A 24,297-nucleotide genomic window follows, 5' to 3' on the forward strand; every position below is an offset into this window, starting at 1 on the left:
CGATCTCATGGATCTAGATTTCTCTGCGCTGATCGACAGCTGGCAGTACCTGCTGGGCGGCCTGGGCGTCACGCTGCTGCTGTCGGTGCTCACCGCCGCCGGCGCGCTGGTGCTGGGCACCGCGCTGGGCCTGGGCCGCGTGTACGGCGCGGCCTGGCTGCGCATTCCGATCGTGTTCTACATCGACACCCAGCGCGCGATTCCGGTGCTGGTGATCCTGGTGTGGTTCTATTTCGCGGTGCCCATCCTCACGGGCATCAGCTTTCATCCGTTCTGGGCGGCGCTGATGGCGCTCACGCTGCACATCGCGGCCTACGTGGCCGAGATCGTGCGCGCGGGCATCGAGTCGATCCGGCCCGGCCAGGTGCGCGCGGCGCTCGCGCTGGGCATGTCGCGCGCGCAGATCGTGCGCAAGGTGGTGCTGCCGCAGGCGCTGGTGCGCATGCTGCCGGCCTTCGGCTCGATCCTCTCGATCACCATCAAGGACACGGCCATCGCCACCGTCATCGCCGTGCCCGAACTCATGAAGCGCGCCGAGACCATCGCGGGCCAGAGCTACCGGCCGATCGAGGTGTTCACGGTGGTGATGTGCATCTACTTCATCATCCTGTTCCCCGGAACACGGCTGATCGATGCGCTCTACAAGCGCGTTGCGCACCTGGGGAGGTCGTGATGGGGCTGGACTGGAGCATCGTCTGGGACCACCGCTTCGACCTGCTGCACGGCGCGCTGCTCACGGTGGTACTCACCGTGCTGACCATGGTGGTGGCCGTGCCGGCGGGCATCGTGCTCGCGCTGATGCGGCTGTCCAGATCCAGGGTGTTGTCGGGCGCGAGCCAGGCCTTCGTGGAGTTCTTTCGCAACCTGCCGCTGATCCTGGTCGTGTACTGGGCCTTCTACGTGATGCCGGTGCTGCTGCACATCGAGTTCTCGGCCTTCACCACGGGCCTAGTGGCGCTGTGCCTGAACGTGTCGGCCTACAACGCCGAGACCTTCCGCGCGGGCATCAACTCCATCCGCAAGGGCCAGACCGAGGCCGCCATCGCGGTCGGCATGAGCCGCTGGCAGGCCATGCGCAAGGTGGTGATCCCGCAGGCCTGGCGGCGCGTGCTGCCGGTGCTGGCGAGCACCTGGGTGTCGCTCTTCAAGGACACCTCGCTGGTGTCGGTGATCGCGGTGGGCGAGCTCGCGCACGTGGCGCTGCAGATCCGCTCGTCGAGCTTTCGCGTGCTGGAGATGCTCACGGCCATGGCCGCCATCTACTGGCTCATGGGCTATCCGCAGGCCAAGCTGGTGGACTGGGTACAGAAGAAATTCGAGGTCAAGGAATGATGAGCGAACGCAAATCGGCGGGCCAGGCGCCGGTCGTCGTGTACGACAACGTGCGCAAACTCTATGGCGACTTCGTCGCGCTCGACGGCATCACGGTGCAGGTCAACAAGGGCGAGGTCATGTGCCTCATCGGCCCTTCGGGCTCGGGCAAGTCGACGCTGCTGCGCTGCACGAACGCGCTGGAAACCATCGACGGCGGCCGCGTGCTGATCGACGGCGTGCCCCTGCCCACCGACGAGCGCCAGGCGCGCAAGGTGCGCCAGCGCATGGGCATGGTGTTCCAGAACTTCGAGCTCTTTCCGCACAAGAACGCGCTGGACAACGTGGCCATCGGCCCGGTCACCGTGCTGGGCATGAGCGAGGCGAAGGCGCGCGAGCGCGCGATGAAGCTGCTCGAGAAGGTGGGCCTGGCCAACAAGGCAATGAACTTTCCGAGCGGGCTTTCCGGCGGCCAGCAGCAGCGCGTGGCCATTGCGCGCGCGCTGGCCATGGAGCCCGAGGTGATGCTGTTCGACGAGCCCACCTCCGCGCTGGACCCCGAGACCATCGGCGAAGTGCTCAACGTGATGAAGAAGCTGGCCGACGAGGGCATGACCATGGTCGTGGTGACCCACGAGATGGCCTTCGCCCGCAGCGTGGCCGACTGGGTCGTGGTGTTCGACCACGGCAAGGTCGTCGAGCAGGGGCCGCCCCGGCAGATCTTCGAGGCGCCGCACGCCGAGCGCACGCGCGACTTTCTCGGCCATCTCGGCTGGCAAGGCTAGTCCTGGTCCTGGCCCGGGCCGAACTCCCACCCTCTTTCCTGAACCGCAACCCTCATGAAAATCACCAACGCCCGCATCATCGTCTGCAGCCCGGGCCGCAACTTCGTCACCCTCAAGATCGAGACCGACGAGGGCCTGACCGGCATCGGCGACGCCACGCTCAACGGGCGCGAGCTCTCGGTGGCGGCCTACCTCACCGAGCACGTCATTCCCTGCCTCATCGGCCGCGATGCGCACCAGATCGAGGACATCTGGCAGTACCTGTACAAGGGCGCCTACTGGCGCCGCGGCCCGGTGACGATGACCGCGATCGCCGCGGTCGACACGGCGCTGTGGGACCTGAAGGCCAAGGCCGCCAACATGCCGCTCTACCAGTTGCTCGGCGGCAAGAGCCGTACCGGCGTGATGGTGTACGGCCACGCCAACGGCCGCGACATCGAGGAGACCGTCGACGAAGTGCTGCGCTACAAGGAAGACGGCTACCTCGCGATCCGCGCGCAAAGCGGCGTGCCGGGCCTGGAGAAGGTCTACGGCGTGGGCGGCGGCACCATGTTCTACGAGCCGGCCGACGCCGACCTGCCGGGCGAGCACGACTGGTCCACGGCCAAGTACCTGGAGCACACGCCCAAACTCTTCGAGGCGGTGCGCAACGCGGTCGGGCCCGACACGCACCTGCTGCACGACGTGCACCACCGGCTCACGCCCATCGAGGCGGCGCGGCTGGGCAAGGCGCTGGAGCCTTGTCGCATGTTCTGGATCGAGGACGCCACGCCGGCCGAGAACCAGGAGGCCTTCAAGCTGATCCGCCAGCACACCACCACGCCGCTGGCCGTGGGCGAGGTCTTCAACAGCATCTGGGACTGCAAGGACCTGATCCAGAACCAGCTGATCGACTTCATCCGCACCACCGTGGTCCACGCGGGCGGCATCACGCAGCTGCGCCGCATCGCGGACCTCGCCTCGCTCTACCAGGTGCGCACCGGCTGCCATGGCGCGACCGACCTGTCGCCGGTGTGCATGGGCGCGGCGCTGCACTTCGACCTGTGGGTGCCCAACTTCGGCGTGCAGGAGTACATGCGCCACACCGACGAGACCGATGCGGTGTTCCCGCATTCCTACACCTTCGCCAACGGCATGCTGCATCCGGGCGAAGCGCCGGGCCACGGCGTGGACATCGACGAGGCGCTGGCCGCCAAGTACCCGTACCAGCGCGCCTACCTGCCGGTGAACCGGCTGCAGCACGACGGCACGCTCTGGAACTGGTGAGCATGGCGCGCCTGCATCCCGACACCCTGCCCCACCTTCCGCCGGACCTTCCGCCGGACCTTGCGCGGCCGCTGTACCCGCGCGCGTCGCTGCAGGCGGGCATCGTCCACCTGGGCGTGGGCGCGTTTCACCGCGCGCACATCGCGGTCGTCAACGAGGCGGCGCTGCATGCGAGCGGCGACCTGCGCTGGGGCACCGTCGGCGTGTCGCTGCGCGCCGGCGACACGCGCGATGCGCTGCGCCCGCAGGGCGGTCTCTACACGCTGGCGCTGCGCGATGCGGCCGAGGACGGCAGCCCGCGCGAGTCGCTGCAGGTCATCGGCAACCTGCTCGACGTGCTGGTCGCGCCGGAAGACCCGCAGGCCGTGCTCGAACGCATCGCCCATCCGGACACGCGCATCGTCAGCCTGACGATCACCGAGAAGGGATATCACCACGATCCGGCCACGGGCGCATTGCGGCTGGACGACGCCGACATCGCCCACGACCTTGCGCACCCCGAGGGGCCGCGCACGATGCCCGGCTTCGTTGCGCATGCGCTGAACCTGCGCCGCGGCCGCGGGCTCGCGCCGCTCACGCTGCTGTCCTGCGACAACCTGCCGGCCAATGGCGACACGACGCGCGGCATCGTGCTGGCATTCGCGCAGCAGGTGGACGCGGGCCTTTGCGAATGGATCGAGGCGCACTGCACCTTTCCCAATTCGATGGTCGACCGCATCGTGCCGCGCACCACCGACGCGGACCGCGCCCGCATCGCGGCGCGCCTTGGCATGGAGGACGCGTGGCCGGTGATCGGCGAGCCCTTTCTCGAATGGGTGGTGGAAGACCGCTTCGCGAACGGCCGGCCCGACTGGACCGCGGGCGGCGCGCGCTTCGTCGAACACGCCGAGCCCTTCGAACGCCTCAAGCTGCGCATGGTCAACGGCAGCCATTCGGCGCTCGCTTATCTGGGCGCGATGGCCGGGCTTCGCACGGTGGACCGCGCGATGGCAGAGCCGGCGCTGCACCACTACATCGACGCGCTGATGCGCGAAGAAATCGCGCCGACGTTGCCCGAGATGCAGGGCATCGACCTGGACGGCTATCGCACGCGGCTGCTGCAGCGCTTTGCGAACCCCGCGTTGCAGCACCAGACGAAGCAGATCGCGATGGACGGCTCGCAGAAACTGCCGCAGCGCCTGCTCGGCACGGTGCGCGACCGGCTGCGTGCCGGGCAACCCATCGACCGCCTCGCGCTGGCGGTGGCGGCATGGATCCATTACCTGCGCGGTGTCGATGAAACCGGCGCGCCGCACGAGATCCAGGACCCGCTGGCGGGCGCATTGGCGGCACGGCGCGCGCAGGCCGGCACAGCCCGCTCAGTGCACGACCGCGTCGCGTTTTTCACCGGCTTTGCGCCGGTCTTCGGCGAGTTGGGTGGGGAGCCGCGTTTTGTTGCGGCAGTGGCGCATCAGGTGCAACGGCTCGAAGAGCGCGGTGTGATAGCCACGCTGGAAGCGATGCCCTGACGCATCGCCCCGCGCGCCCGGCTGCCGGTCAGGGCGTTCCGAGCACCATCGTCCAGTAGAACGGGTAGGCGTTGCCCGCGCCGCCGCGCACGCACGCAAGCGCCACGTGCTTGTAATTCGCGCCCATCAGGTTGCGGCAGTGGCCTTCGCTGCCCTGCCACGAGTTCATGGCCGAGGCGACGCTGTTCTGCCCGGCCGCGATGTTCTCGCCGACGCCCGACCACTTGTAGCCCGCGTCGGTGGCACGGGTGCCCACGGTGCTGCCGTCCGAACCGGTGTGGTCGAAGAAGTTCTTGGCGACCATGTCGCGCGAATGGCGTGTCGCGGCCGCATCGAGCTGCGCGTTCCATGCCACGGGCGCGGCGGCCGGAAACGAGGTGGCGCCGCAGGTCTGGGCCTGGCTGCGGAACTGGTTGACGCGGGTGATCGTGTCCTGCACGAAGTCCGGCAGGCCGCAGCTCTCCAGTGCGGTGGGGCCGGGGGCCGGCGCCGGATCGGCGGCCGGTGCCGGCGCGGGAGCCGGCGCGGCCGCGGGCGGAATGCCCAGGCCGACCGGCGCTGCGCCACCACCACCGCCACCCCCTCCCCCACCGCAGGATGCAAGCAGCAGGATCGCGAGGACGTTGAGCGTGCCGATGGCGGCGCAATGGAATTTCGAACGCATGGTTTCCGGCAATCCTTGTGAAAGAAAAAAAGACAGAGACAACGGCCTCAGGCCCGGCGCATGGCCTTGAAACGATAGCGCCGGAACCCGTTCTTCTGCATGAAGCTGATGGGCTCCCAGCCGCGCGCGAGCGCCCGGTCGGTGATCTGCGCCATCTGCACGCCCAGGTAGTCCTGCAGATTGTCGGACACCGAGAGCTCGAACTCCCTGAGGCCGCGGTCCAGCGCGTCGATGGCCGCGATGGCGCCCTCGACGCTGGAGAAGGGGTGCATGGGCGTCAGGTCCGCACCGTGAACGCGCAGCGACGTCTTCCTCGCGCCCTCGGACGGAAAGGACACGCGCGTGCCGCCGTCCTGCCCGTTCAAGCCCTTCATCCCGTTCATTCCCTTCATGCCGCCCGCGTCGTTCATGCCATGAACCCCACGTTGCGTGGATAGACGATGCCGCTGGGCGCCGTCATGCCGAAGTTCTTGAGATTCGGCAGGATGCCGTCGAGCTGGTCGTCCGGCACGCCGAACCAGCGCGCGAGCGTGCCCGCGTACTGGTCCACCGAGGTGGTGGGCAAGAGGCGCCCCTGCCCCACGTGCCACTGGTCGATGTCGGAGGCGGTGTTGGTGATGCTCACCGGCGGCGCCGTGCCGTACAGCGCCTTGCCCTTGACCGCGCCGCCGACCACCAGGTGGTGGCTGCCCCAGCCGTGGTCGGACCCATTGCTGTTGCTCGAGAGCGTGCGGCCGAAGTCCGAGGCTGTGAACGCCGTGACCTTGTCGGCCACGCCGAGCACGCCCATCTGGGCGTGGAACGCGACCAGCGCATCGGACAGGTTCTTCATGAGCCCGGGCTGGCGCGCGATCAGGTCGTCGTGCAGGTCGAAGCCGCCCATCGAGACGAAGAACACCTGGCGCTTGACGCCCAGCGCAACGCGCCCGCGGACGAGGCGCGCGACCATCTTGAGCTGGTCGGCCAGGTTGTTCTGTTGCGGGAAGGTGCCGTTCGGGAAATCCGACTGGATCGCGTCGGTGATCTTTCCCTCGGCCGAGACCGCGCGCCGGATGACCTTGGTGTATTCGTTCTCCAGCGTGTGGCCGCTCTCGCGCTGCACGATCTGCTGCATCGCGGCCTTCACCGTGGCCGAGCCGAAGAGGTTGCCGCCGGTGCCGCTCACCGCGCCGATGCGCACCGCGCCGCCCGTGCCCACCTGGTACTGCAGCGCCTGGTCGCCCGAGAGGAACACCGCATTGCCCGCGACCGACATGCAGGTGAAGAGCGAGCCCCCGTTCGGTCCGAGCGCCAGGTCGCCCAGGTTGCCGCCCCAGCCGACGGTGGAGCCTTCGGGCGAAGACGATTGCCACACCGACTGCTGGTCGTTGTGCGAGAAGAGCTTGGGCGGAATCGGAAAGTCGCGGCGGTTGCTGCTGTTGTACTGCGCGCGCGTCAGCGGCTTGATGAGCGGGCCGACGTTCAGCTGCACCGCCACCTTGCCCTGGTTGTTGAAGAGGTCGGCCAGCCCCGTCATCGACGGATGCAGCGCGTACGCGCGGCCGCCGGGCAGCGCCTGCGTCGGCTTGAGCTCGGTCGCGGCGAGCGCGGCGCGCGCGATGGCGATGCCGCCGCCCGCCTCGCCGTCGCCGCCGCGGATCAGGCTGTACTGGCCGTAGCTGTCGGCGTCGTAAGTGACGACGGTGTTCGCATAGTCGTTGCCGCCGAAGAGAAACACGCACACCAGCGCGCGGTAGTCGTCGCCGGGCGCGGCCTGCGCGGCGGCCTCTCCCATGGCGGCGAGGTTGAGCGCGAACGGCAGTGCGGTGCCGGCCATCGCGAGCTGGCCCGTGCGGCGAAGGAAGGCGCGGCGCGTGTGCCGCGCGGGGTCGATCAGGTACATGGAAAAACGCTCCGCTTTATTTCTGGACCAGGTATTCGGGCGAACCCATCACCAGGAGGATCGCGGCGCAGATGCGATTGAGCTTCGCGCCGTCGTTGCTCGCCGTCGTGACATTGGGCGTGGCGAGCGCGGTGGTGATGAGGGCGACGGTCGATGGCAGCAACTGGTTGCCGGTCAACAGCAGGTTGAGCCGCCGCACGAGCGCCGCGGGGTCGAACACCAGCGCCCGCTCGGCCGCGTAGCTGGCCATCACGTCCTTGCCGTTGAAGCCGTTCGGCAGCACGCCCTGCATGAAGTTCAGATACCCGCCCACGCTGCTTTCGTTGACCAACTGGAACTCGGGCGCGACCAGCCTGTTGGCGGCGATGGCGGTGGACGGCGGCACGTAGCCGGGCCGGAAGAAGTTGAAGACCGAGGGCGAGCGCAGCGGGCTCTGGCCGAGGCCGAAGCTCGCGTCCGAGAGGATGCCGATCTTCCACGCGTCGGTGGCCGAGGCGATGCCGCAGGTGCGGCCCCATTGCACGAAGCGCAGCATGGGCTCGCGCAGGCGCCCGAAGTTCGGGTCCGAGAGGCCGGCCGGGCTGCGCGCGTCGTCGTCCAGCAGGATGGCCGCGAACACGCTCTTCATGTCGCCGCGCAGGCCCGCGCCGTTGTTGGCGAAGACATCGGCCACGCGCTTGACGTAGCCCGGGCTGGGGTTGCTGGTCACCAGCCGCTGGATCAGCTGCTTGCCGATGAAGGGGCCCACGTTGGGGTGGTTGAAGAGCGCGTCGAGCGCGATCTTCAGCGCCGCCGGGCCGGGCGTGCCGCCGGGCACGGTGGTGCCGAGGAACTTGGCCTCCATCGTCGAATGGTTGGCGGCCACGTAGGCCATGGGGCGGGTGGTCCAGTCCTTGGTGTCGATGGGGCCGCCGCCGCTGGGCGGGGTGAAGCCGGTGCGCTCGGCGCCGCGGATGTCCAGCACGTAGCCGGTGAAGACGCGCGCAAGGTTCGTCACGTCGTCCTGCGTGTAGCTGTCCAGCGGCTGGCCGTCGGGGCCGGTCTTCACGGTGCCGTCGGCGTTGAGCTGCGACAGGCCGATGGTCATGAGCTGCATGACTTCGCGCGCGTAGTTCTCGTCGGGCTGCCGGCCGCGGCCGTCTTCCTTCCTGTTGTCGCGGGTGTTCAGGTAGAAGCCCATCGCGGGGTTGAGCGTCACGTCTTCCAGCAGCGTGCGGAAGTTGCCTGTGACGCCGGCCACCAGCGTGTCGAAGTACTGGGCCATCATGGCGTGGGGCCAGTTCGAGCCGATCTCGTTGGCCGAGACCACGAAGATCTCGCTGAGCGCGAGCGCCATGCGCTTGCGCACCGGATCGACCGACGCCATCAGCTGGCGCCAGATGGCCGCGTCGATCGCAGCACTGTCCCAAGGCTTGCTATCGAGCCACTCCCAAGCCGACTGCGCGCGCGGTGCACCGAACTGCTCGCTGAGCCAGGGCAGGTAACCCTTGTTGCGCACGTCGGCGATCTCGGCATCCGAGGCCGAGAACTGGGCCTGCAGCAGGAAGCGCGCGGCCTCGTCGTCGGTCTTGGCCTGCGGGTAGCGGTAAGGGCCCTCGTCCGTTCCGGTGCCGGCGCCCGGCGGAAGAAAGCCGCCGGCGAATCCAACACCGCCACCGCCGCTTCCGCCGCCACCCCCACCGCAGGCCGCGAGCGCGGCTGCGATGGAGAACGTTGCCAGGGCCTTCAAGGACACGGGCGCGGACGAGGTTTTGCTCGCGGCTGTGTCTGTTTTTGCCGGCGCATCGACGTACGCCAATTCGTCGGCCACGCTTGCGCAACCGGCTTCGATCCGTTCCACCATAGTTCCTCGCTCCTGCGGCGTCCCGACGCCGGTAGCGCTCATCAAGGCAAGTGCCGTGCCCTGTGGATTTCGGTGGTGAGAACCTTTGACGACGGGGTCGTCAATCCAATATTTGTGACTTTATGTGACTTTTTCGTCACTTCAGAAACAAAATTGACAACTTCCAAGACCTATTTGGGCAAGTCTTAAGTTAACGCGGCTTGCAAGTTCTTTAGTCCCGCTCGTCGTCCCATTCGTCGCCATTCGGCGGTCGGTAAGGATAGCCGGGACCGTAATAGATGCGTCCGGGCGGCGGGCTGTAGACGGGTGCCGGGCGGTAATAAACCGGCGGCGGCGGCCGGTAATAGACCGGGGGTGCGGGCTGGTAATAGATCGGTGCCGGGTAATAAACCGGCGGCGGCGCGTAATACGGCGCCGGATAACCACCGCCCACATAACCGGGCGTGCCGATCTGCACCGACCAATGGCCGCGCGCATTGGCGGCGCCCGCGGCGAGCAATGCGCCGGCAGCGATCGCACCGAGGGTTGCCCATTTGAAAACAGAAGAATGTCGTTTGAAGTTCACAGCGGCTCCAGGGCCAAGGGCGAACAGCGCCCGGCTCGACAAGCAACGCCCGACGCGCAGCGCCGGTGCACTCAGAGGCCTTCAGGGGCCTACTTCGCGGCGCGAGAGCATCACCTCGCCGCCGGTCGTGTTGAAGGCGATGGTCGGCGCGCTGAAGTCGCTCAGCGGCGCGCCCAGGCCGATTTCGCCGCGGCCGTGCAGCACGCACTCTTCGCGGCGCAAGGCGATCTCGGTGCTCGGCCCGCCGTTGCCGTGAAAGCGAACCCAGGTGCCGTAGGTGCTGATGTCGATCAGCACGCAACTGCCCTGCCGCATCTCGATGCGCGCATGCAGCCGCGAGACGCGCGGGTCGTTGACCACGAACTGCGCGTCGTCCACGCGCCCCAGGTGAATCGGCAGTTCTTCGCTGCTGAACATGGAGCGCACATCGAGCCAGGAGAGCTCGATCTGGCCGAACGAGGAGTCGGGCATCCGCAGCGGCGCGAGCGCGGCCGGCACGGTGAGAAAGGAGGTCACATCCTCCTGCCAGTCGATGCGGTGCACCACCGACATTTCGCTGCGTCCGCGGATGTTGATGAGCCCCAGGTCGCGGTGCTGCACCGCGCCTTCGCGCAGCTGCGAGATCACCGCGTCGGTAACCCAGATCTGCCCCGGCCCGGCCAGGTCGCTCAGCCGCGACGCGAGGTTGACGGCATCGCCGAAGCAGTCGCCTTCCAGCTCGACCACCTCGCCGCTGGCCACGCCGATCTGCAGCGCCATGCGCAGCGGCGCGGGCCAGACCTGCAGGCGTTTCTGGTGGTAGCGCTGCAGTTCGATCACCGCGTGCGTGGCGGCCGCGCCGCTCGTGAAGATGGCGAACACGCCGTCGCCCAGCGACTTCACCACGCGGCCACCGTGCGCCTGGCAGACGCCGCCGATCCATTGGGTCAGGCGCGTCACCGTCTCGGTGGCTCGCGCATTTCCCATGGCTTCGAAGACCCGGGTGCTCCCCGTCAGGTCCGCGAAAACGACTGTGGCATTGACACCCATACTGTTCTGTATCTCGGTAGCGATCGCTGGTGGATTATGGTCAGGAAGCCTCGCGGACTCCTGCCGGTGTTTTATTTGACATATGCCCAATCACCGGCGCGTTGGAAGATGTAGTACTTTCGATATCAAATTTCAATACACGCTTTAAGTGATACGTAAAGTTTGTTGTTTGCAAACAAGAAACAATGTTTCACAGCTTGTGTATTGGTTAACTGAAGCTTAAGGTAGCGGCCGTCCTGGCTTCCGGCAATACGCTATTCGTCACATGGTGCTCCTCCGCCGCATTTTTCGTCTGCTGAACGTGCCCGGTTTCGGATCCCGCCAAGCGGCTGAAAGCCAATTGGGGCGAATTCGCACGGCCATGCTGTCGGTGCTCCAGGCCCATGGCGGCCATTCGATCCAGCGCGTGAGCCAGCGCGTGCGGTTCGCCACCGATGTCGAAGCCCTCTGGTATCTGCGCCAGGACGTGATGACCGCGCTGAGCGCCATCGACGGCGAATCCGCCGCGCGGCGCCAAATGAAGGGCATCAACAGCATGTTCAAGGGCGGCCTGCCCGGCTCGATGGGCCCGCGCGCCCATCAGCGTTTCACCAACAACGGCTGAAGGCGGCGCGGCCTCGGACGGCCTGCTCGCCCCTCTTTCCCACCGCTCATCGCTTGCCGGCACCGCACTCAGTGCGCGTGGTCATGGTGATGATCGTGGTCGTGCGAAGGGGCATGCCGATGTCCCCACACGAGGAACACGTCGCGCCCTTCGGCCGCCATCGCCACCTTCGCGCCCACCGGCAGCAGCACCTTCGTGGGCACATGGCCGAACGGCAGGCCCGTGAGCACCGGCACCTTCTTCAACGACGCGCGCAGCCGGTCGACCACCGTGTCCAGGCCAAAGCCGCGGTCGTAGCCCGGCACCTTGCGGATGCCCGTGAACTGGCCGAACACGATCGCCTTTTGGCTGGCGAGCACGCCGGCCATCTTCAGTTGGTCGAGCATGCGTTCGATGCGGTAAGGGTGCTCGTTGGTGTCCTCGATGAAGAGGATGCCCTTGTCGACCGACGGAAAGTACGGCGTGCCCAGCAGGCTCGTCAGCACGCAGAGGTTGCCGCCCCAGAGCACCGCGTCTTCCACGGGCTTGAACTTCAGCTCGGCATCGCGCGCCGGCATGCGCCAGCCGGTGCCTTCGCCCTGCCCGCTCAACAGGTCGTCGAAGCAGGCTTCCATGATGTCGTCGGCGCCGGCCTCGGCGCCGAAGTCTTCGCCGACCGCGGGGCCCGACCAGGTGACGCCGCCGTTCTTGGCGAGCAGCGCGTTCTGCAGCGCGGTGAAGTCGCTGCAGCCGACGAACTCGGTGCCATGCTGGATCGCCTTGGCCACGGCCTTGTACGGAATCTGGTCGAGGATGCGCGTGAGCCCGTAGCCGCCGCGCGCGATGAGCGCGATGTGGGCGCCGCTCGCGGCGGCCCGGGAAATCGCGGCGAGCCGCGTGGCATCGTCGCCCGCGAAACGTTGGTGAACGGAGAGCGCATCGGGGTCGATCTCGACCTCGTGGCCCAGGGCCTGGAGCCTCTTCACGCCGCGCCGGAAGGCGGCCTTGTCGCGGATCGCGCTGGAGGGAGAGTAGATGTAGATGTGTTTGGTCACGAGGCCGAGTATCCCATTGCGTTGCGCGCGAGCCGGGCAATCGCCAGCGCCTCTGCGCCGCCCGGGCCCGAGGACGAAGCGATCGGCCCGAGCGCTCGCAGCGCGGCTTCGTAGCCGCGGTCGGGATACGGCGCGCGCCATGCGTCCTTGATGCGCTCGCCGCCATCGGGCGCGACGATCGCGGCCACGAAACGATCGGCCGCTGCGTCTTGCAACAGCGATGCGATACCCGCAGCGGCATTGCTGTGCACCAGCACCACAGGCTGCGGCCGTGGCTGCACTTGGTCCAGCCATTCGATCAGCACGTCGCGGTGCCATTCGGGCTTGTGCGCGGCTTCGCGCTTGGGCTTGTCGCTCTTGCCGAAGCCGATGAGGTCGGGCACCAGCGTGCGCAGCCCCTGCGCGCCGACGAGATGGCGGAAGAAGTAGCCCCATTCGCCAGGACCGTGCAAGCAAAGGCAGGAGGCCATCTGGCCGTCTGCGCCCGGCGCGCCCTCTTCCTCCACGTAATGCATGCGCCAGCCTTGAAGGCTCGGCAGATCGTTCATGTAGTGCGGCGCAAAGGCGTAGCCACCGAGCGCCGCGAATCGCTCGGCCGGCGTGCGCAACGCATCGTCGCGCAGTGGCTCGGCCTGCTCGCGCGCCACACTGCGCCGCTGCTGGAAAAAGCCCTGCAGCACCGCTGCGCACTCCTCCGCAAGCACCCCGCCCTGCACCTGCGTGCGGTGGTTCAGCCGCGGCTCGGCAAAGAGATCGAGCACAGACCCCGCCGCCCCGGTCTTGGGATCGGCCGCGCCGAACACCACCCGCGCGAGCCGCGAATGCAGCATCGCGCCCGCGCACATCGCACACGGCTCGAGCGTGACGAACAGCTCGCAGCCATCGAGCCGGTAGTTGCCCAGCGCGGCGGCACCGGCGCGCAGCGCGTTGATCTCCGCATGGGCGCTCGGATCGTGCTGCGCCACGGGCGTGTTGCGGCCGGTCGCGACGACCTGGCCGCCCTTGACCAGCACCGCGCCCACCGGCACCTCGCCGGCCTCGGCCGCAAGGCGCGCCTCGGCCAGCGCGAGCGCCATCCAGTGCGCGTCGTCCGGCTGCGAGGGCAACTCAGTTTTCATCCGGCATCTTGCGCGCCTGCGCCGCGGCGTCGAGCGCGTCCTTGACCTGCTGCTGGACCTGCTGGCTCTGCGTGCGCACATCGGCGGGTGCGTCGCTCGGTGCGGGCGCCGCTGCGCCGGGCACCGAAGGCAAAGGCGCCGCCGCCGTCGTCAACTGCTTCTTCGCGATGAGCCCGACGATCAAGAGCGCCAGCACGAGGCCGAGCAATCCGAACACGCGCATCTCAGCTTCCTTCCGCCACCGGCGCTTCGGCGTTCATGCCGAGCCGGTCCATCCACACGGCCAGCGCCTGCTCGTCCGGCGTGCCGGCGCCGTACATCGCGCGCATGGCCGCATGCGATTCCTTGCGGTGCTGGTTGATCTTGACCTTGCACTGCAGCGCCGTCACCCGCAGCTCGAAGCCGACGATGCCATTCAGCATCTTCAACTGGAACTCCTCGCCCAGGTCGCGCCACTGCTGCGCATAGGCGGGCTCGTGCTCGCCGATGAGCTTCTTGAGCAGCACGTCCTTCTCGGCGGGCTCTTCGATCAAGCGGGCCTCGACCGTGCAATGCACCGCGAGGTAGTTCCACGTCGGCACGCGCGCGAGATCCGGATAGACCTGGGGCGACAGGTACGAGTGCGGCCCGAGAAAAGTCGCGACCGCCTGCGGCCGCGCCTGCAGGTAGCGCCAGTGCGGATTCGGCTTGGCGCAATGCCCCCACAACACCAGCTGGCCGTCGGCGCCCTGCTCGGCCACCAGCGGCAGGTGCGTGACGTACGGCAGGCCGTCGTCGTCGTTCGAGATCAGGCTGGCGAACGGGTGCGAGCGCATCAACTCCAGCGCGATGGCCGGGTCCTTGGCATTGAACTGCGGGGGCATGTACATGGGGTGTTTTCCTCGTGGCGAACCCCGATTGTCCCCGAGCCGGCCTATCTTGCGCGCGGCGCTTCCAGGAGCCTGGCCATCGCGCCGTAGCCGCGCGCCTTGGCCAGCTGCAGCGGCGTGTTGCCCTGCCGGTCGGTGAGCTTCACGCTCGCGCCCGCATCGAGCAGCGCGGCCAGCGTGCGCTGGTGGCGCGGGCCGCCATCGCCGAGCACGATCGATTCGATCACCGCCGTCCAGTGCAGGTTGTTCACGTGGTCGAGTGGCGCGCCGGCCGCGATCAGGCGGCGCACCACTTCGTCGTGGCCCAGGTGCGCGGCGGCGATGAGCGCGGTGCCGTCGTAGCGGCTGGTCGTCTGACCGGCCTTGGCGTCGAGCGAGAGCAGCAATGTGAGCGTGGTCACGTCGTCGGCGACCGAGGCGATGGTCACCGCGTCATAGCGGTCGTCTTCGAGCAGGTCGAGGTTCGCGCCCGCCTTGGCAAGCAGCTTGATGGCCTCGCGCTGCCGCGCGTAGGTGGCCACGTGCAGCGGCGTGCGGCCCTTCGCATCGCGCGCATCGAGGCTCGCGCCCGAGGCGACCAGCGCCTTGAGTTTCGGCACGTCGCCATGCCATGCCGCCTTGTGCAGCCCTTCATAGGCCAGCACCTCGGCCGCGAGCGGCGGCACCTGGGCCGACACGCCGGCCGCAGCGCCCAGGCCGAGCGCGCCAGCCAGCATGAGGGTCCGGATACCGCGCTTCATCGCATCAGCCCAAGAGGCCCTTGACCTTCTCGAGCGCCGCGTTCGCGCACTGGTCGTCCAGGTGGCCGCCCGGCGCGCCGCCCACACCCACCGCGCCGATCACTTCGTTGCCCGACTTCACCGGCACGCCGCCGCCCAACAGCAAGAAGCCCGGCAGGTACACGAGGTTCGCGGCGCCCGCGCTCTTCTGCGCGCCTTCCATCATGGCCTGCGTCGCGCTCTTGGCCGATGCCGAGGTCCAGGCCTTGCGCTCGCTCGAGGCCAGCGTGTGCGGGCCGGCGTTGTCGGCACGCTGCACGGCACGCACGGTGCCGGCACGGTCGACCACGGTGGCGGCCACGTTGTAGCCGTTGGCGGCGCAGGCGGCCACGGCTTCGGCCGCGATCTGGTTGGCCAGCGCGAGCGAGATGTTCTTCTCGGTGCGCACGGCGGGCGCCGGCGTCTGGGCTTGGGCGGCCGATGCGCCGAGCAGGACGGCGAGGCAAAGAATGGAACGCATTGTTGATTTCTCCAGTGGATGCAGGGTGTCTGCGCCGGCCCCTTTTGTGTTGGCCGACGGCTGCGCCACTGTAGAAAAAGCCGTGCGCCGCGGCCATTCGTACGGCTACGCCCGCCGCTCCGTAGAACTACGGAGCGCGCCCCTCAGACGAAATTTCGTTCGATCCGCCAAAACCGTTCGGGCTGAGCTTGTCGAAGCCTCGCGCGGCGCTTCGACAAGCTCAGCGTGAACGGATCTATTCCCTTTCGAACGCGATCGGTATCAGCCTTCCACGCTCACCAGCACCGCATACCGCCGGATGAGCTGCGCGAGCGAATCACAATCGAGCTTGGCGAACAGGTTGGCCCGGTGCGTCTCGACCGTGCGCGGCGACAGCGCCAGCGTGCGCGCGATCTCCTTGTTGGTGAGCCCCTGCACGATGAACGCCAGCACCTCGCGCTCGCGCTCCGACAGCTGACCCACCCGCTCGCGTGCGGCGTTGTCGGCCTGCGAGCGTTCGCGCGTGCGCACATGCTGGCGCACCGCCTGCTGCAGCGCCTCGAGCAACTGCTCGTCGTCCACCGGCTTCTCGAGAAACTCCGCCGCGCCGGCCTTGAAGGCGCGGCGGCACATCTCGACCGTGCCGTGGCCGGTCAGCATGATCACCGGCTGGTCCACGCCCTGTGCCATCAGGCGGTCGAGCACCGTGAGCCCGCTGATGCCGGGCATGCGCACGTCCAGCACGATGGCGCCGACGCTCGCTCGGTCGAAGCCGTCGATGAAGGCCTGCGGATCGGCCCAGCCCTGCACGCGCAGGCCGACGGTGCCGATGAGAAGCGAGAGGCTGTCGCGCACCGCCTGGTCATCGTCGATCAGGTGGATCAACGGCGACTGCGGTTGATGCGTGGCGGGTGTGTTCATGTGGACTGCGCCACCAGCGGCAGCAGCAAGGTGAAGCGCGCGCCGCGCAGCCCTGCATTCGCCGCCGTCAGGCTGCCGCCCATGCCGCTCGCCAGCGTCTCGCTCAGGCTCAGGCCCAAGCCGAGGCCCCCCTCGCGCGTGCTGAAGAATGGCTCGAAGAGCCGCGGCATCGCCTCGGGCGAAATGCCGCGGCCGTTGTCGGTCACGGTCAGCACGCCCTCCTGGCCATTCCGCCCGACCGACACCACGAGCCGCCGCTCGGCGGCCGGCACGAGGTCCAGCGCCTGCAGCGCGTTCATCAGCAGGTTGTGCACGATCTGCTCCAGCGCCACCGCCTCGGCCTGCACGCGCACCGGCGCCTGCGCGCCCGCATCGAACTGCGCGGCGACACCGCGCTGCGCGAACTCGGGCGCGAGCAGGTGCATCGCGCTGCGCACCACCTCCTGCAGCACCAGCGGCTTCACGTCGCCGCCGGCCTCGGGCCGCTCGATCACGCGGCGCAAACGGCCGACCACGCCGGCCGCGCGGCGGGCCTGCTCCACGGCCTGCCCCATCGCATCGCGCGCGGTGGCGAGGTCGGGCGGATCGTCGTCGAGCAACCGGAGCGCGGCCTGCGTGTTGGCCAGCACGGCGGTGAGCGGCTGGTTGAGTTCGTGCGCAAGGCCTGCCGACAACTCGCCCAATGCATTGAGCCGCGCGACCTGCCCTAACCGCAGCAACTCCTCGGCGCGCCGGCGCGCGATGCGCTGGCGCTGCGCCATCCACAGGCCCGCCAACAGCAGCGCCATCGCCACGGCCCATCCGGCGATGCTGCGCCACGGCAGCTCGCCCCAGCCGACCTGGCGCTCGGCCACCAGATCGAACGGCTGGCTCGGTGAGGCCAGTGCCTTGGTGAGACCGAAGCGCCAGCCGCCTTCGCCCAGCCGACCGGGCTGCAACACGAGTTGCTGCCCATCGCGCTGCAGGCTCACGCGCACCGGGCTCGTCTGCGGATTCATCGGCCAGTCGCGCCACGGCACGGAGCCGGCCAGGTCGATTTCGAGCGCGTAGCTGAAGGGCGTGGCGCCCATCACGAGTTGGTAGCGGCCCTCTGCGAGATTGACCGATGCGAGCTCGGCGCGCTGCTGGCTGCGCGATCGCGCCTCGGCGGCGACCAATGCGCCCGTCGGTTTTTCATCGGGCCACGGCTCGTCGCGCGCGCGGCGCTGCACCTTCAGGATCGACGCGTACACCGAGGGCAAGCGCTGCTCCGGCTGCCCCGCATCGGCGCCGGGCTCCAGCAGCGCGAGCGTGGCGAGCACCGCGTCGTACTGCACCACCTGCTGGCTCATGAGCCGGTGCGCGATGCGCGCGTCGGTCTCGAAGTCCTGGTGCAGCTGCGCGAGCTCCGCGCGCGCCAGCCACACCGCGCCCACGGCCGTGAGGGCCAGCCATGCCAGCCACCAACCACCCTGCGCGCGCAACCACTGTTTCATGGCGCGGATTGTGCCCGCCGCTGCGGGGCGGATCGAAGTGGGCCCAGAATGCGGCCCCAGCATGAGCGAAGTCCAGGACACCCTCTTTCCCGATCTCCCGCGCCCGCAGGAGGCGCCTGTGGCACCGCCGCCCCTCGAGGTTGAACAGCCCGCGAAGAAGAAATCGCGCGGCGCCACCGTGGTCCCGATGCCCGCCGATCCGGCGCTCGTCGAACTGGCCTCGGCGCTCTCGCCGAACCTGCGCCTGGGCACCTCGTCATGGAGCTACCCCGGCTGGGCCGACCTCGTGTGGGACGGCGAATACGCCGAGACCGTGCTCTCCAAGAACGGTCTCGCGGCCCTCGCGCAGCACCCGCTGTTCCGCACCGTGAGCCTTGACCGCAACTTCTACCGTGCCCTCACCGCGAGCCAGTACGCGCGCTACGCGGCCATGGTGCCCGCCGACTTCCGCTTCGTCGTGAAGGCCCCGAGCCTCGTGACCGATGCCACCGTGCGCGACGAAAGCGGCCGCGGCACGCAGGTGAACCCCGTGTTCCTCAACAGCGAGATCGCGATCCAGGAGTTCGTGCAGCCCGCGCTCGACGGCCTGGGCGACCGCATCGGCGCGCTGGTGTTCCAGCTGAGCCCGATCCCTTCGCAGCTGCTGGCCGACCAGCCCGCGCTGCTCACGCGCATCGGCGACATGCTCGAAGCGCTGCCCGGCCTTGCGCAGAGCGCGCCCGACGCGGTCATCGCCGTCGAGGTGCGCGACCCGCAACTGCTGTGCCCCGCCTTCGCCGACATGCTGCGCAGCGTGGGCGCGACCTTCTGCATGGGCCTGCACGCGAAGATGCCGCCGATCGAAGACCAGCTGCCGATGCTGCGCGCGCTGTGGCCCGGTCCGCTCGTGTGCCGCTGGAACCTGCACCGCCGCCACGGCCGCTTCGGGTATGAAGATGCGGAAAAGCTCTACGGCCCGTTCGACAAGATCGTGGACCCCGACCCCGAGACGCGCGCGGCCCTGGCCAAGGTGATTGCCGGCACCACGCGCGCCGGCCAGAACGCCTTCGTCACCGTGAGCAACAACGCCGAGGGCTGCGCGCCGCTGACCATCGCCTCGCTCGCGCGGGACATCGTCCAGCTGCAGCCGCGCTAGGCGCTAAGCGTTGTCGCCCTTGGCGGCGACCGTCATCTCCAGCTCGACGCTCGCGTTCTTGGGCAGCTGATACACACCGACCGCCGTGCGCACATGCACGCCCGCATCGCCGAAGACGCGGTGCAGCAGATCGGACGCCGCATCGGCCACTTCGCTCTGTTGCGTGAAATCGGCTGTGCACTGGATGAAGACGCCCACGCGCAGCACCTTCTCCACGCCATCGAGCGAGGCGAGTTCGCGGCGCAGCAGCGTGAGGCAGCGCAGCGCGCAGATCTGCGCGGCCTCGCGCGCCTTCTCCAGCGACACCGCATCGCCCACGCGGCCGGTGACCACCACCGTGGTGCCCACGCGCGGCACCTGCCCGCTCGTGTAGAGCGTGCGGCCGTCGCGCACGATGGGCACGTAGTGCCCGCCCGCAAGCATCTCGCCCGCGAAGCTGTGGCCGAGCTCGGCGGCGATCTGGTCGGCAATCTGGTCTCGGCTTTGCGCTGTCGTCATATGTGTTCCATGAAACGGTGGGCCATTGTCGCCAACAGCGCGCGGGGAAAACAGATACAGATCGCGTGGACCGGAGGCGGAACAGATGGCCGCTAGGCCTCGAACGCCAGGAACACCCGCCCGCCCTCGATCTTCACCGGATAGCTGCGCAGGTCTTCGGTGAGCGGCGCGCACATCGCCTTGCCCGTGCGCACATCGAAGCGCCCCTGGTGCAGCGGGCACTCGATCTCGTGCCCCTCGAGAAACCCGTCGCACAGCCGCGCATGGCCGTGCGTGCAGATGTTGTCGGTCGCGTGGATGCCGTCTTCGGTGCCGTAGAGCGCGATGTCGCGGCCCTGCACCTCGATGCCCATCACGTCGTCGGCGGGAACGTCGTCGACCGCCGCGGCGTCGATCCATGTCATCGTGCTCATGTGTTTTTTCCTTCGCTTGTCAGTTGTCGGGCTTGAGGCCGGCGCGCTGGATCACCGGCTTCCAGCGCACGAGCTCCTCGCCCATGAACTTGGCCAGTGCTTCGGGCGTGCTGCCCACGGGATCGAAGTACGCGGTCTGCAGGCGCTTGACCGTCTCGGGGTCTTTCAGCACCACGGCGATCTCGCGGCTCATGCGCTGCACCACTTCATTGGGCGTGCCCTTGGGCGCCATGTAGGCGAACCACGGCACGGCCTGGATGTCGGGCAGGCCCGATTCGCGCAGCGTCGGCAGTTCGGGCAGCAGGGCCGAGCGTTCGGCCGACGTCACGGCCAGTGCCTTCAATCGCCCGGCCTTGGCCTGCGGCATCACGGTGACGGGCGGCAGGCACGCGTACTGCACATCGCCCTGGATGATCGCGGTGACCGCCTGCCCCGACGACGCATACGGAATGTGCACCGCGAACGAATTGGTCTTGAGCTTGATGAGCTCCACGCCCAGGTGCGAGATCGAGCCGTTGCCCGTCGAGGCGAAGTTGAACTTGCCCGGGTTCTGCTTCATCGCCGCGAGCCAGCCTTTCACTGAATCGACGTTCATCGAATTGGAGACCGCGCACACGTTGGGCGTTGTCGCCGCGAGCGACACCGGCACGAGGTCCTTGAACGGGTCGTACGGCAGGTTCTTGTAGAGCACCGTGTTGTAGACGAGCGGCGCATTCACCGAGAGCAGGAAGGTGTAGCCATCGGGCTGCGACTTGCTCGCCTGGTCGGTGCCGGTGTTGCCGCCCGCGCCGGGCTTGTTGTCGACGATGAGCGGCTGGCCGATGCGCGCCGCGAGCTTGTCGTTGACGATGCGCGCGAGGATATCGGGCGACGAGCCGGCCGCGAACGGCACGACGATGCGCACCGGGCGCTGCGGCCAGTCCTGCGCATGGGCCGCGGCGGCCAAGGCCACGATGGTGAAAACGACGGCGCGCTTCATGGCTTGGCCTCCACATCGACCATGCCCTGATGGTCCCGCTGCTCGCGCGCGATGAAGCCCGCAATCAGCGCGCGGTACGCCGCCTCGACCACCTCGGGATACGCGCCCTCCTTCTCCGCCAGCACCCGCACCTTGTCGATCACCTCCTGCTGGCGCTGCGGCGCCGACACCTGGAAGGCATCGCGCTTGAAGCGCGCCGCGTCCTTCACAAAGCGGCCGCGCTCGGCCAGCAGCGCGACGATCTGGCGGTCGAGCCGGTCGATGTTCTCGCGCACCTCGGCGAGGTTGCCGCACAGCGGCTGGTAGGCCGGATCGGTGAAGCGGCGCAGCGGCGCGCCGTGTGTCTCGGGTTCTTTTTCTTGCATGGCTCAGAGGGGGTAGATGATGGAGTTCGGGATCATTTCGCTGTCGAACACACACAGGCGCGAGGCGAACTTCAGGCCTTCGGGCGTGGGCACGACCTTGTCGATGTAGCGGCCGACGTTGAACACGGTCGAGGGACCGTCGAGCTTGGTGCGGAACACCGCGTAGTTGGCTTCGCTGTGGATCGCGCCGTCGTCATCGATCTTGTGCACCACCGGCAGGCCGACCACATGCCGCTGGTAATACGGGTCATGGAACAGCGTCTCCTGGATGCCGTACACGCGGTCTTCGAGCATGCCCCGGCTCTCGAACGACAGCGTGGCCAGCGGCAGGTTGCGCTCGTGGTTCTCGCGCGGTTGCAAACGGTAGCTGCATTCCTCGATGAAGAACGCGGGCCACAAATCCCATTGGCCCGAATCGACCGCATGCGCATAGGCCGCATAGAGGCCGGCCAGTTCGAGGTAGGCGTCAGCGTCGAGCTTCTTCGTCATGCCGCCTCCATCACTTCGCGCCAGTAGCGGTACATGCCGCGGATCAGCGTCTCGGTCACCATGTGGTCGGTGTTCTCGACCTCGCGCCCGCCCAACTCCGCGAGCGTGCGGTGATAGGGCTTCTGCTCGAAGCCCTGCTGCGAGAACTCGATCACCTCGCCGTCGTCGGCCGAGACGAAGCCCGCCGGGCCGAACAGGTTGGCCTGGCGCAGGCGGCGCTGCGTCATCTCCTCGGTGTCGTCCTCGAAACCAAAATGCGTCCACACGAAATCGAAGGCGTCGTGCCCGACCGGCTGGATGTGCCGCGTCGACACGCTGTTGACCTGCTGCTGAAGAATCAGGCTCGGGAACAGCGTCATCATCACGGCCGTCGGCCCGCCCCACCAGGGCTCGGGCACGATATCGAGGAAGCGCGGGTCCTTCAGCTGCATGCTCTCCTTGAAGCTGGAAACCTGCGTCACCTGCGCGGCCTTGCCCGCGTTGCCGCGCGTGGAAATCATCGCGGCATGGCGGCTGCGCGCGTCCATCTTCAGCTCCGACTTGTTGTCGGCGCGCCAGAGTCCGAAGGTCACGAACCAGGTGTGCAGGAGGCCCGGGTGGTACGGGTCCTTGATGTTCTCCTGCATGAGCTTCCAGTTGCCCGGAATGCGCTGGCGGCTGTAGCCGAGGATGGTGAGCTTGCGCCCGTCGAAGAGGCGATCGAAGTAGTGAAGGATGTCAGGCCCGAGGAATTCCTCGAACGACTCGACCTCATGGTCGAACGACGCGAACACCACGCCGCCGCGCGAGGCCACCTTGAGCTTGTTGAGGCCGTGGTCCTCGGTCTTGAAGTCCGCGGGCATGCCGCCGTGGACCTTGCCGTCCTGCTTCACGCCGCGGCGGAACGGCACGCCCTGCAGGTCGCCCTTGAGCGTGTAGTTCCACTGGTGGTAGGGACAGACGAATTCCTTCCTGTTGCCATGGCGCTCGCGGCAGAACTGCATGCCGCGGTGCGCGCAGACGTTCTCGAACACGTGGATCGCGCCCTCCTCGTCGCGCGACATCACGACCGAGCGCTCGCCGATCGCCGTGCGCTTGAAGTCGCCCGGGTTCGGAATCTCGGCTTCGAGGCCGACGTAGCACCAGTGCTTTTCGTAGAAGAAGCGCTGCAACTCTTTCTTGTGCAGCGCCTCGTCGGTGTAGGCCATGAAAGGGATGCGGCTGGTCTTGTCGCTCTCCCAATGCAGCTCGATGGGGAACACAGGTGGCGTGGTCATCGCGGGTCTCCTTTTCTTCTTCGGGATCTGTCAGGTGCCTTGCAGGTAGAAGGCATCGGCATGGGTCTGTTCGGGCGCAAGGCCACGGGCGCGCACGAGCTGCGCCGCGGCTTCGACCATCGGTGGCGAGCCGCAGAGATAGGCGCGCCAGCCGTCGAGGCTGCCGGGCCAGTCGGCGCGGATGGCATCGGTGATGAGGCCGACGCGCTGGCCCTCGCGCGCGACGCCGGTGACGACCACCACATGCACCTTCAGGCCCGGGTGCCGGGCCTGCAGCTCGCGCAGTTCGTCGAGGCCGTAAACGTCCGCGTCGGAACGCACGCCCAGGTACAGATGGATCGGCTGCATCAGCCCGCCCGCAATCGCGCCGCGCACGATCGACAGGATCGGCGCGAGCCCGGTGCCGCCCGCCGCGCAGAGCATCGGGCCGCGGTGCTTCGTGCGCAGGTACGCCGTGCCGAGCGGCCCGCTCACGCGCACCGCATCGCCGACGCGCAGTTGCTCGAAGATGTGCGCCGTCACGCGCCCGCCCGGCACGCGGCGCACATGGAATTCGAGCTCCGCGTCGCGGCTGAGGCCGGCCATCGAATAGGGCCGTGCGAGATCGGGCGCGAACTGCAGTTGCGCGTACTGCCCCGGCGAAAACGCCAGCGGCTTGTTCGGCTTGAGCCGCAGGCGCCGGATGTCGTGCGTGAGCACGTCGATGCCCGTGACGGTCGCCTTCAGGATGCGCGCCGGATGCACCACCACCTCGTCGGGCTCGGGGATCTCGATGGCGCAGCTTTCGGTCAGCGTGCTCTGGCAGGCCAGCACATAGCGCTCGCCCTGCCCGTCCGGGCCGTCCGGGCGGATGGCGTCCTGCCCGCCGTCCAGCACCTGGCCCGACACCACCTTGCAGCGGCAGGTGCCGCAGCGCCCCGACATGCAGCTGTACGACACCGGCACATGGTGCTCGCGCAGCACCTCCAGCAGGTTCGCGCCGGGGCGGACCTGGAGGGTGCGGGCAAGGGGGTGAATGTGCAGGTCCATCGTGGGGCTCTCGGTTTTTGTCCGACGCCGGCATCGTGGGC

Annotated in this window: 28 protein-coding genes; 7 read left to right on the top strand and 21 right to left on the bottom strand. The window is 68.2% G+C overall.

Annotation, left to right across the window (positions count from 1 at the left end; all coding sequences use genetic code 11):
• The first annotated feature begins 7 nt into the window (after positions 1-7).
• The 5 genes from ACZYRS_RS18480 to ACZYRS_RS18500 are packed head-to-tail and all read left to right on the top strand — an operon-like array spanning position 8 to position 4,870.
• Positions 8-673, top strand: coding sequence for an amino acid ABC transporter permease (locus ACZYRS_RS18480; RefSeq protein ID WP_463420421.1), 666 nt, complete (start codon positions 8-10; stop codon positions 671-673).
• Positions 673-1,332: an amino acid ABC transporter permease gene (locus ACZYRS_RS18485; RefSeq protein ID WP_463420422.1), complete on the top strand. Its 660-nt coding sequence runs from the start codon at positions 673-675 to the stop codon at positions 1,330-1,332. The genes ACZYRS_RS18480 and ACZYRS_RS18485 overlap by 1 nt, the downstream gene beginning before the upstream one ends.
• Positions 1,332-2,096: an amino acid ABC transporter ATP-binding protein gene (locus ACZYRS_RS18490; protein WP_463420423.1), complete on the top strand. Its 765-nt coding sequence runs from the start codon at positions 1,332-1,334 to the stop codon at positions 2,094-2,096. Before ACZYRS_RS18485 ends, ACZYRS_RS18490 begins: the two co-directional genes overlap by 1 nt.
• 54 nt (positions 2,097-2,150) lie before the next feature.
• Positions 2,151-3,362: a D-mannonate dehydratase ManD gene (manD, locus tag ACZYRS_RS18495; protein ID WP_463420424.1), complete on the top strand. Its 1,212-nt coding sequence runs from the start codon at positions 2,151-2,153 to the stop codon at positions 3,360-3,362.
• Positions 3,363-3,364: 2 nt separating this feature from the next.
• On the top strand, positions 3,365-4,870 hold the full coding sequence (locus ACZYRS_RS18500; protein WP_463420425.1) for a mannitol dehydrogenase family protein: 1,506 nt from the start codon (positions 3,365-3,367) through the stop codon (positions 4,868-4,870).
• A 28-nt stretch (positions 4,871-4,898) separates the two neighbouring features.
• Here the strand turns inward: ACZYRS_RS18500 and ACZYRS_RS18505 are convergent, their stop codons facing one another.
• The 6 genes from ACZYRS_RS18505 to ACZYRS_RS18530 all read right to left on the bottom strand — a co-directional run bounded on the left by ACZYRS_RS18505 (position 4,899) and on the right by ACZYRS_RS18530 (position 10,853).
• Positions 4,899-5,534: a CAP domain-containing protein gene (locus ACZYRS_RS18505; RefSeq protein ID WP_463420426.1), complete on the bottom strand. Its 636-nt coding sequence runs from the start codon at positions 5,532-5,534 to the stop codon at positions 4,899-4,901.
• A 47-nt stretch (positions 5,535-5,581) separates the two neighbouring features.
• Complete coding sequence (locus ACZYRS_RS18510) at positions 5,582-5,908, bottom strand: hypothetical protein (RefSeq protein WP_463420427.1); 327 nt, start codon at positions 5,906-5,908, stop codon at positions 5,582-5,584.
• Between the two features lie 32 nt (positions 5,909-5,940).
• Positions 5,941-7,416, bottom strand: coding sequence for a DUF1501 domain-containing protein (locus ACZYRS_RS18515; protein WP_463420428.1), 1,476 nt, complete (start codon positions 7,414-7,416; stop codon positions 5,941-5,943).
• A gap of 16 nt (positions 7,417-7,432) precedes the next feature.
• On the bottom strand, positions 7,433-9,259 hold the full coding sequence (locus ACZYRS_RS18520; RefSeq protein ID WP_463420429.1) for a DUF1800 domain-containing protein: 1,827 nt from the start codon (positions 9,257-9,259) through the stop codon (positions 7,433-7,435).
• Between the two features lie 211 nt (positions 9,260-9,470).
• Positions 9,471-9,824: a hypothetical protein gene (locus tag ACZYRS_RS18525; protein ID WP_463420430.1), complete on the bottom strand. Its 354-nt coding sequence runs from the start codon at positions 9,822-9,824 to the stop codon at positions 9,471-9,473.
• Between the two features lie 81 nt (positions 9,825-9,905).
• Complete coding sequence (locus ACZYRS_RS18530) at positions 9,906-10,853, bottom strand: adenylate/guanylate cyclase domain-containing protein (RefSeq protein ID WP_093432461.1); 948 nt, start codon at positions 10,851-10,853, stop codon at positions 9,906-9,908.
• A 265-nt stretch (positions 10,854-11,118) separates the two neighbouring features.
• Between ACZYRS_RS18530 and ACZYRS_RS18535 the strand changes: the two genes are divergently transcribed.
• A complete protein-coding gene (locus ACZYRS_RS18535) occupies positions 11,119-11,457 on the top strand; it encodes a hypothetical protein (RefSeq protein WP_463420431.1) in 339 nt (112 codons plus the stop codon).
• A 68-nt stretch (positions 11,458-11,525) separates the two neighbouring features.
• On the opposite strand, the gene ACZYRS_RS18540 is transcribed toward ACZYRS_RS18535, so the two are convergent.
• From ACZYRS_RS18540 to ACZYRS_RS18575, 8 genes are all read right to left on the bottom strand, one after another.
• Positions 11,526-12,491 (bottom strand): LD-carboxypeptidase, encoded by a 966-nt coding sequence (locus ACZYRS_RS18540; protein WP_463420432.1) that lies wholly within the window; start codon positions 12,489-12,491, stop codon positions 11,526-11,528.
• Positions 12,488-13,609: a tRNA adenosine(34) deaminase TadA gene (tadA, locus tag ACZYRS_RS18545; protein ID WP_463420433.1), complete on the bottom strand. Its 1,122-nt coding sequence runs from the start codon at positions 13,607-13,609 to the stop codon at positions 12,488-12,490. The genes ACZYRS_RS18540 and tadA overlap by 4 nt, the downstream gene beginning before the upstream one ends.
• The gene (locus ACZYRS_RS18550; protein ID WP_463420434.1) at positions 13,599-13,832 is read right to left on the bottom strand and encodes a hypothetical protein; all 234 of its coding nucleotides are present in this window, start codon (positions 13,830-13,832) and stop codon (positions 13,599-13,601) included. The genes tadA and ACZYRS_RS18550 overlap by 11 nt, the downstream gene beginning before the upstream one ends.
• A 1-nt stretch (position 13,833) precedes the next feature.
• Positions 13,834-14,478 (bottom strand): FMN-binding negative transcriptional regulator, encoded by a 645-nt coding sequence (locus ACZYRS_RS18555; RefSeq protein WP_463420435.1) that lies wholly within the window; start codon positions 14,476-14,478, stop codon positions 13,834-13,836.
• A gap of 44 nt (positions 14,479-14,522) precedes the next feature.
• The gene (locus ACZYRS_RS18560) at positions 14,523-15,194 is read right to left on the bottom strand and encodes an ankyrin repeat domain-containing protein (protein ID WP_463420436.1); all 672 of its coding nucleotides are present in this window, start codon (positions 15,192-15,194) and stop codon (positions 14,523-14,525) included.
• 28 nt (positions 15,195-15,222) lie between these two features.
• The gene (locus ACZYRS_RS18565; protein ID WP_463420437.1) at positions 15,223-15,717 is read right to left on the bottom strand and encodes a GlcG/HbpS family heme-binding protein; all 495 of its coding nucleotides are present in this window, start codon (positions 15,715-15,717) and stop codon (positions 15,223-15,225) included.
• Positions 15,718-15,978: 261 nt separating this feature from the next.
• Positions 15,979-16,617 carry a response regulator transcription factor gene (locus ACZYRS_RS18570; protein WP_463420438.1) on the bottom strand — a complete coding sequence of 213 codons (639 nt, stop codon included), beginning with the start codon at positions 16,615-16,617 and terminating at the stop codon, positions 15,979-15,981.
• Positions 16,614-18,092 carry a sensor histidine kinase gene (locus tag ACZYRS_RS18575; RefSeq protein WP_463420439.1) on the bottom strand — a complete coding sequence of 493 codons (1,479 nt, stop codon included), beginning with the start codon at positions 18,090-18,092 and terminating at the stop codon, positions 16,614-16,616. Before ACZYRS_RS18575 ends, ACZYRS_RS18570 begins: the two co-directional genes overlap by 4 nt.
• A 61-nt stretch (positions 18,093-18,153) precedes the next feature.
• Here ACZYRS_RS18575 and ACZYRS_RS18580 point away from each other — a divergent pair, with 61 nt between their 5' ends.
• Positions 18,154-19,227, top strand: coding sequence for a DUF72 domain-containing protein (locus tag ACZYRS_RS18580; RefSeq protein ID WP_463420440.1), 1,074 nt, complete (start codon positions 18,154-18,156; stop codon positions 19,225-19,227).
• Positions 19,228-19,230: 3 nt separating this feature from the next.
• On the opposite strand, the gene ACZYRS_RS18585 is transcribed toward ACZYRS_RS18580, so the two are convergent.
• From ACZYRS_RS18585 to ACZYRS_RS18615, 7 genes are all read right to left on the bottom strand, one after another.
• Positions 19,231-19,725: a RidA family protein gene (locus ACZYRS_RS18585; RefSeq protein ID WP_463420441.1), complete on the bottom strand. Its 495-nt coding sequence runs from the start codon at positions 19,723-19,725 to the stop codon at positions 19,231-19,233.
• A gap of 92 nt (positions 19,726-19,817) precedes the next feature.
• Positions 19,818-20,138 carry a non-heme iron oxygenase ferredoxin subunit gene (locus ACZYRS_RS18590; RefSeq protein WP_463420442.1) on the bottom strand — a complete coding sequence of 107 codons (321 nt, stop codon included), beginning with the start codon at positions 20,136-20,138 and terminating at the stop codon, positions 19,818-19,820.
• 19 nt (positions 20,139-20,157) lie between these two features.
• Positions 20,158-21,117, bottom strand: coding sequence for a Bug family tripartite tricarboxylate transporter substrate binding protein (locus ACZYRS_RS18595; protein WP_463420443.1), 960 nt, complete (start codon positions 21,115-21,117; stop codon positions 20,158-20,160).
• The gene (locus ACZYRS_RS18600) at positions 21,114-21,482 is read right to left on the bottom strand and encodes a chorismate mutase (RefSeq protein ID WP_463420444.1); all 369 of its coding nucleotides are present in this window, start codon (positions 21,480-21,482) and stop codon (positions 21,114-21,116) included. The genes ACZYRS_RS18595 and ACZYRS_RS18600 overlap by 4 nt, the downstream gene beginning before the upstream one ends.
• A gap of 3 nt (positions 21,483-21,485) precedes the next feature.
• On the bottom strand, positions 21,486-21,971 hold the full coding sequence (locus tag ACZYRS_RS18605; RefSeq protein WP_463420445.1) for an aromatic-ring-hydroxylating dioxygenase subunit beta: 486 nt from the start codon (positions 21,969-21,971) through the stop codon (positions 21,486-21,488).
• Positions 21,968-23,227 carry an aromatic ring-hydroxylating dioxygenase subunit alpha gene (locus tag ACZYRS_RS18610; protein WP_463420446.1) on the bottom strand — a complete coding sequence of 420 codons (1,260 nt, stop codon included), beginning with the start codon at positions 23,225-23,227 and terminating at the stop codon, positions 21,968-21,970. Before ACZYRS_RS18610 ends, ACZYRS_RS18605 begins: the two co-directional genes overlap by 4 nt.
• 30 nt (positions 23,228-23,257) lie before the next feature.
• Positions 23,258-24,256 carry a 2Fe-2S iron-sulfur cluster-binding protein gene (locus ACZYRS_RS18615; RefSeq protein WP_463420447.1) on the bottom strand — a complete coding sequence of 333 codons (999 nt, stop codon included), beginning with the start codon at positions 24,254-24,256 and terminating at the stop codon, positions 23,258-23,260.
• Between the last annotated feature and the right edge of the window lie 41 nt (positions 24,257-24,297).

The sequence above is a fragment of the Variovorax sp. AC194 genome, from assembly GCF_979257995.1.

Coding starts and splice junctions, on each gene's coding strand:
- ACZYRS_RS18480 (WP_463420421.1), top strand. CDS start 8: ATGGATCTAGATTTCTCTGCGCTGATCGACAGCTGGCAGTACCTGCTG.
- ACZYRS_RS18485 (WP_463420422.1), top strand. CDS start 673: ATGGGGCTGGACTGGAGCATCGTCTGGGACCACCGCTTCGACCTGCTG.
- ACZYRS_RS18490 (WP_463420423.1), top strand. CDS start 1,332: ATGAGCGAACGCAAATCGGCGGGCCAGGCGCCGGTCGTCGTGTACGAC.
- manD (WP_463420424.1), top strand. CDS start 2,151: ATGAAAATCACCAACGCCCGCATCATCGTCTGCAGCCCGGGCCGCAAC.
- ACZYRS_RS18500 (WP_463420425.1), top strand. CDS start 3,365: ATGGCGCGCCTGCATCCCGACACCCTGCCCCACCTTCCGCCGGACCTT.
- ACZYRS_RS18505 (WP_463420426.1), bottom strand. CDS start 5,534: ATGCGTTCGAAATTCCATTGCGCCGCCATCGGCACGCTCAACGTCCTC.
- ACZYRS_RS18510 (WP_463420427.1), bottom strand. CDS start 5,908: ATGAAGGGCTTGAACGGGCAGGACGGCGGCACGCGCGTGTCCTTTCCG.
- ACZYRS_RS18515 (WP_463420428.1), bottom strand. CDS start 7,416: ATGTACCTGATCGACCCCGCGCGGCACACGCGCCGCGCCTTCCTTCGC.
- ACZYRS_RS18520 (WP_463420429.1), bottom strand. CDS start 9,259: ATGGTGGAACGGATCGAAGCCGGTTGCGCAAGCGTGGCCGACGAATTG.
- ACZYRS_RS18530 (WP_093432461.1), bottom strand. CDS start 10,853: ATGGGTGTCAATGCCACAGTCGTTTTCGCGGACCTGACGGGGAGCACC.
- ACZYRS_RS18535 (WP_463420431.1), top strand. CDS start 11,119: ATGGTGCTCCTCCGCCGCATTTTTCGTCTGCTGAACGTGCCCGGTTTC.
- tadA (WP_463420433.1), bottom strand. CDS start 13,609: ATGAAAACTGAGTTGCCCTCGCAGCCGGACGACGCGCACTGGATGGCG.
- ACZYRS_RS18550 (WP_463420434.1), bottom strand. CDS start 13,832: ATGCGCGTGTTCGGATTGCTCGGCCTCGTGCTGGCGCTCTTGATCGTC.
- ACZYRS_RS18555 (WP_463420435.1), bottom strand. CDS start 14,478: ATGTACATGCCCCCGCAGTTCAATGCCAAGGACCCGGCCATCGCGCTG.
- ACZYRS_RS18560 (WP_463420436.1), bottom strand. CDS start 15,194: ATGCTGGCTGGCGCGCTCGGCCTGGGCGCTGCGGCCGGCGTGTCGGCC.
- ACZYRS_RS18565 (WP_463420437.1), bottom strand. CDS start 15,717: ATGCGTTCCATTCTTTGCCTCGCCGTCCTGCTCGGCGCATCGGCCGCC.
- ACZYRS_RS18570 (WP_463420438.1), bottom strand. CDS start 16,617: ATGAACACACCCGCCACGCATCAACCGCAGTCGCCGTTGATCCACCTG.
- ACZYRS_RS18575 (WP_463420439.1), bottom strand. CDS start 18,092: ATGAAACAGTGGTTGCGCGCGCAGGGTGGTTGGTGGCTGGCATGGCTG.
- ACZYRS_RS18580 (WP_463420440.1), top strand. CDS start 18,154: ATGAGCGAAGTCCAGGACACCCTCTTTCCCGATCTCCCGCGCCCGCAG.
- ACZYRS_RS18585 (WP_463420441.1), bottom strand. CDS start 19,725: ATGACGACAGCGCAAAGCCGAGACCAGATTGCCGACCAGATCGCCGCC.
- ACZYRS_RS18590 (WP_463420442.1), bottom strand. CDS start 20,138: ATGAGCACGATGACATGGATCGACGCCGCGGCGGTCGACGACGTTCCC.
- ACZYRS_RS18595 (WP_463420443.1), bottom strand. CDS start 21,117: ATGAAGCGCGCCGTCGTTTTCACCATCGTGGCCTTGGCCGCCGCGGCC.
- ACZYRS_RS18600 (WP_463420444.1), bottom strand. CDS start 21,482: ATGCAAGAAAAAGAACCCGAGACACACGGCGCGCCGCTGCGCCGCTTC.
- ACZYRS_RS18605 (WP_463420445.1), bottom strand. CDS start 21,971: ATGACGAAGAAGCTCGACGCTGACGCCTACCTCGAACTGGCCGGCCTC.
- ACZYRS_RS18610 (WP_463420446.1), bottom strand. CDS start 23,227: ATGACCACGCCACCTGTGTTCCCCATCGAGCTGCATTGGGAGAGCGAC.
- ACZYRS_RS18615 (WP_463420447.1), bottom strand. CDS start 24,256: ATGGACCTGCACATTCACCCCCTTGCCCGCACCCTCCAGGTCCGCCCC.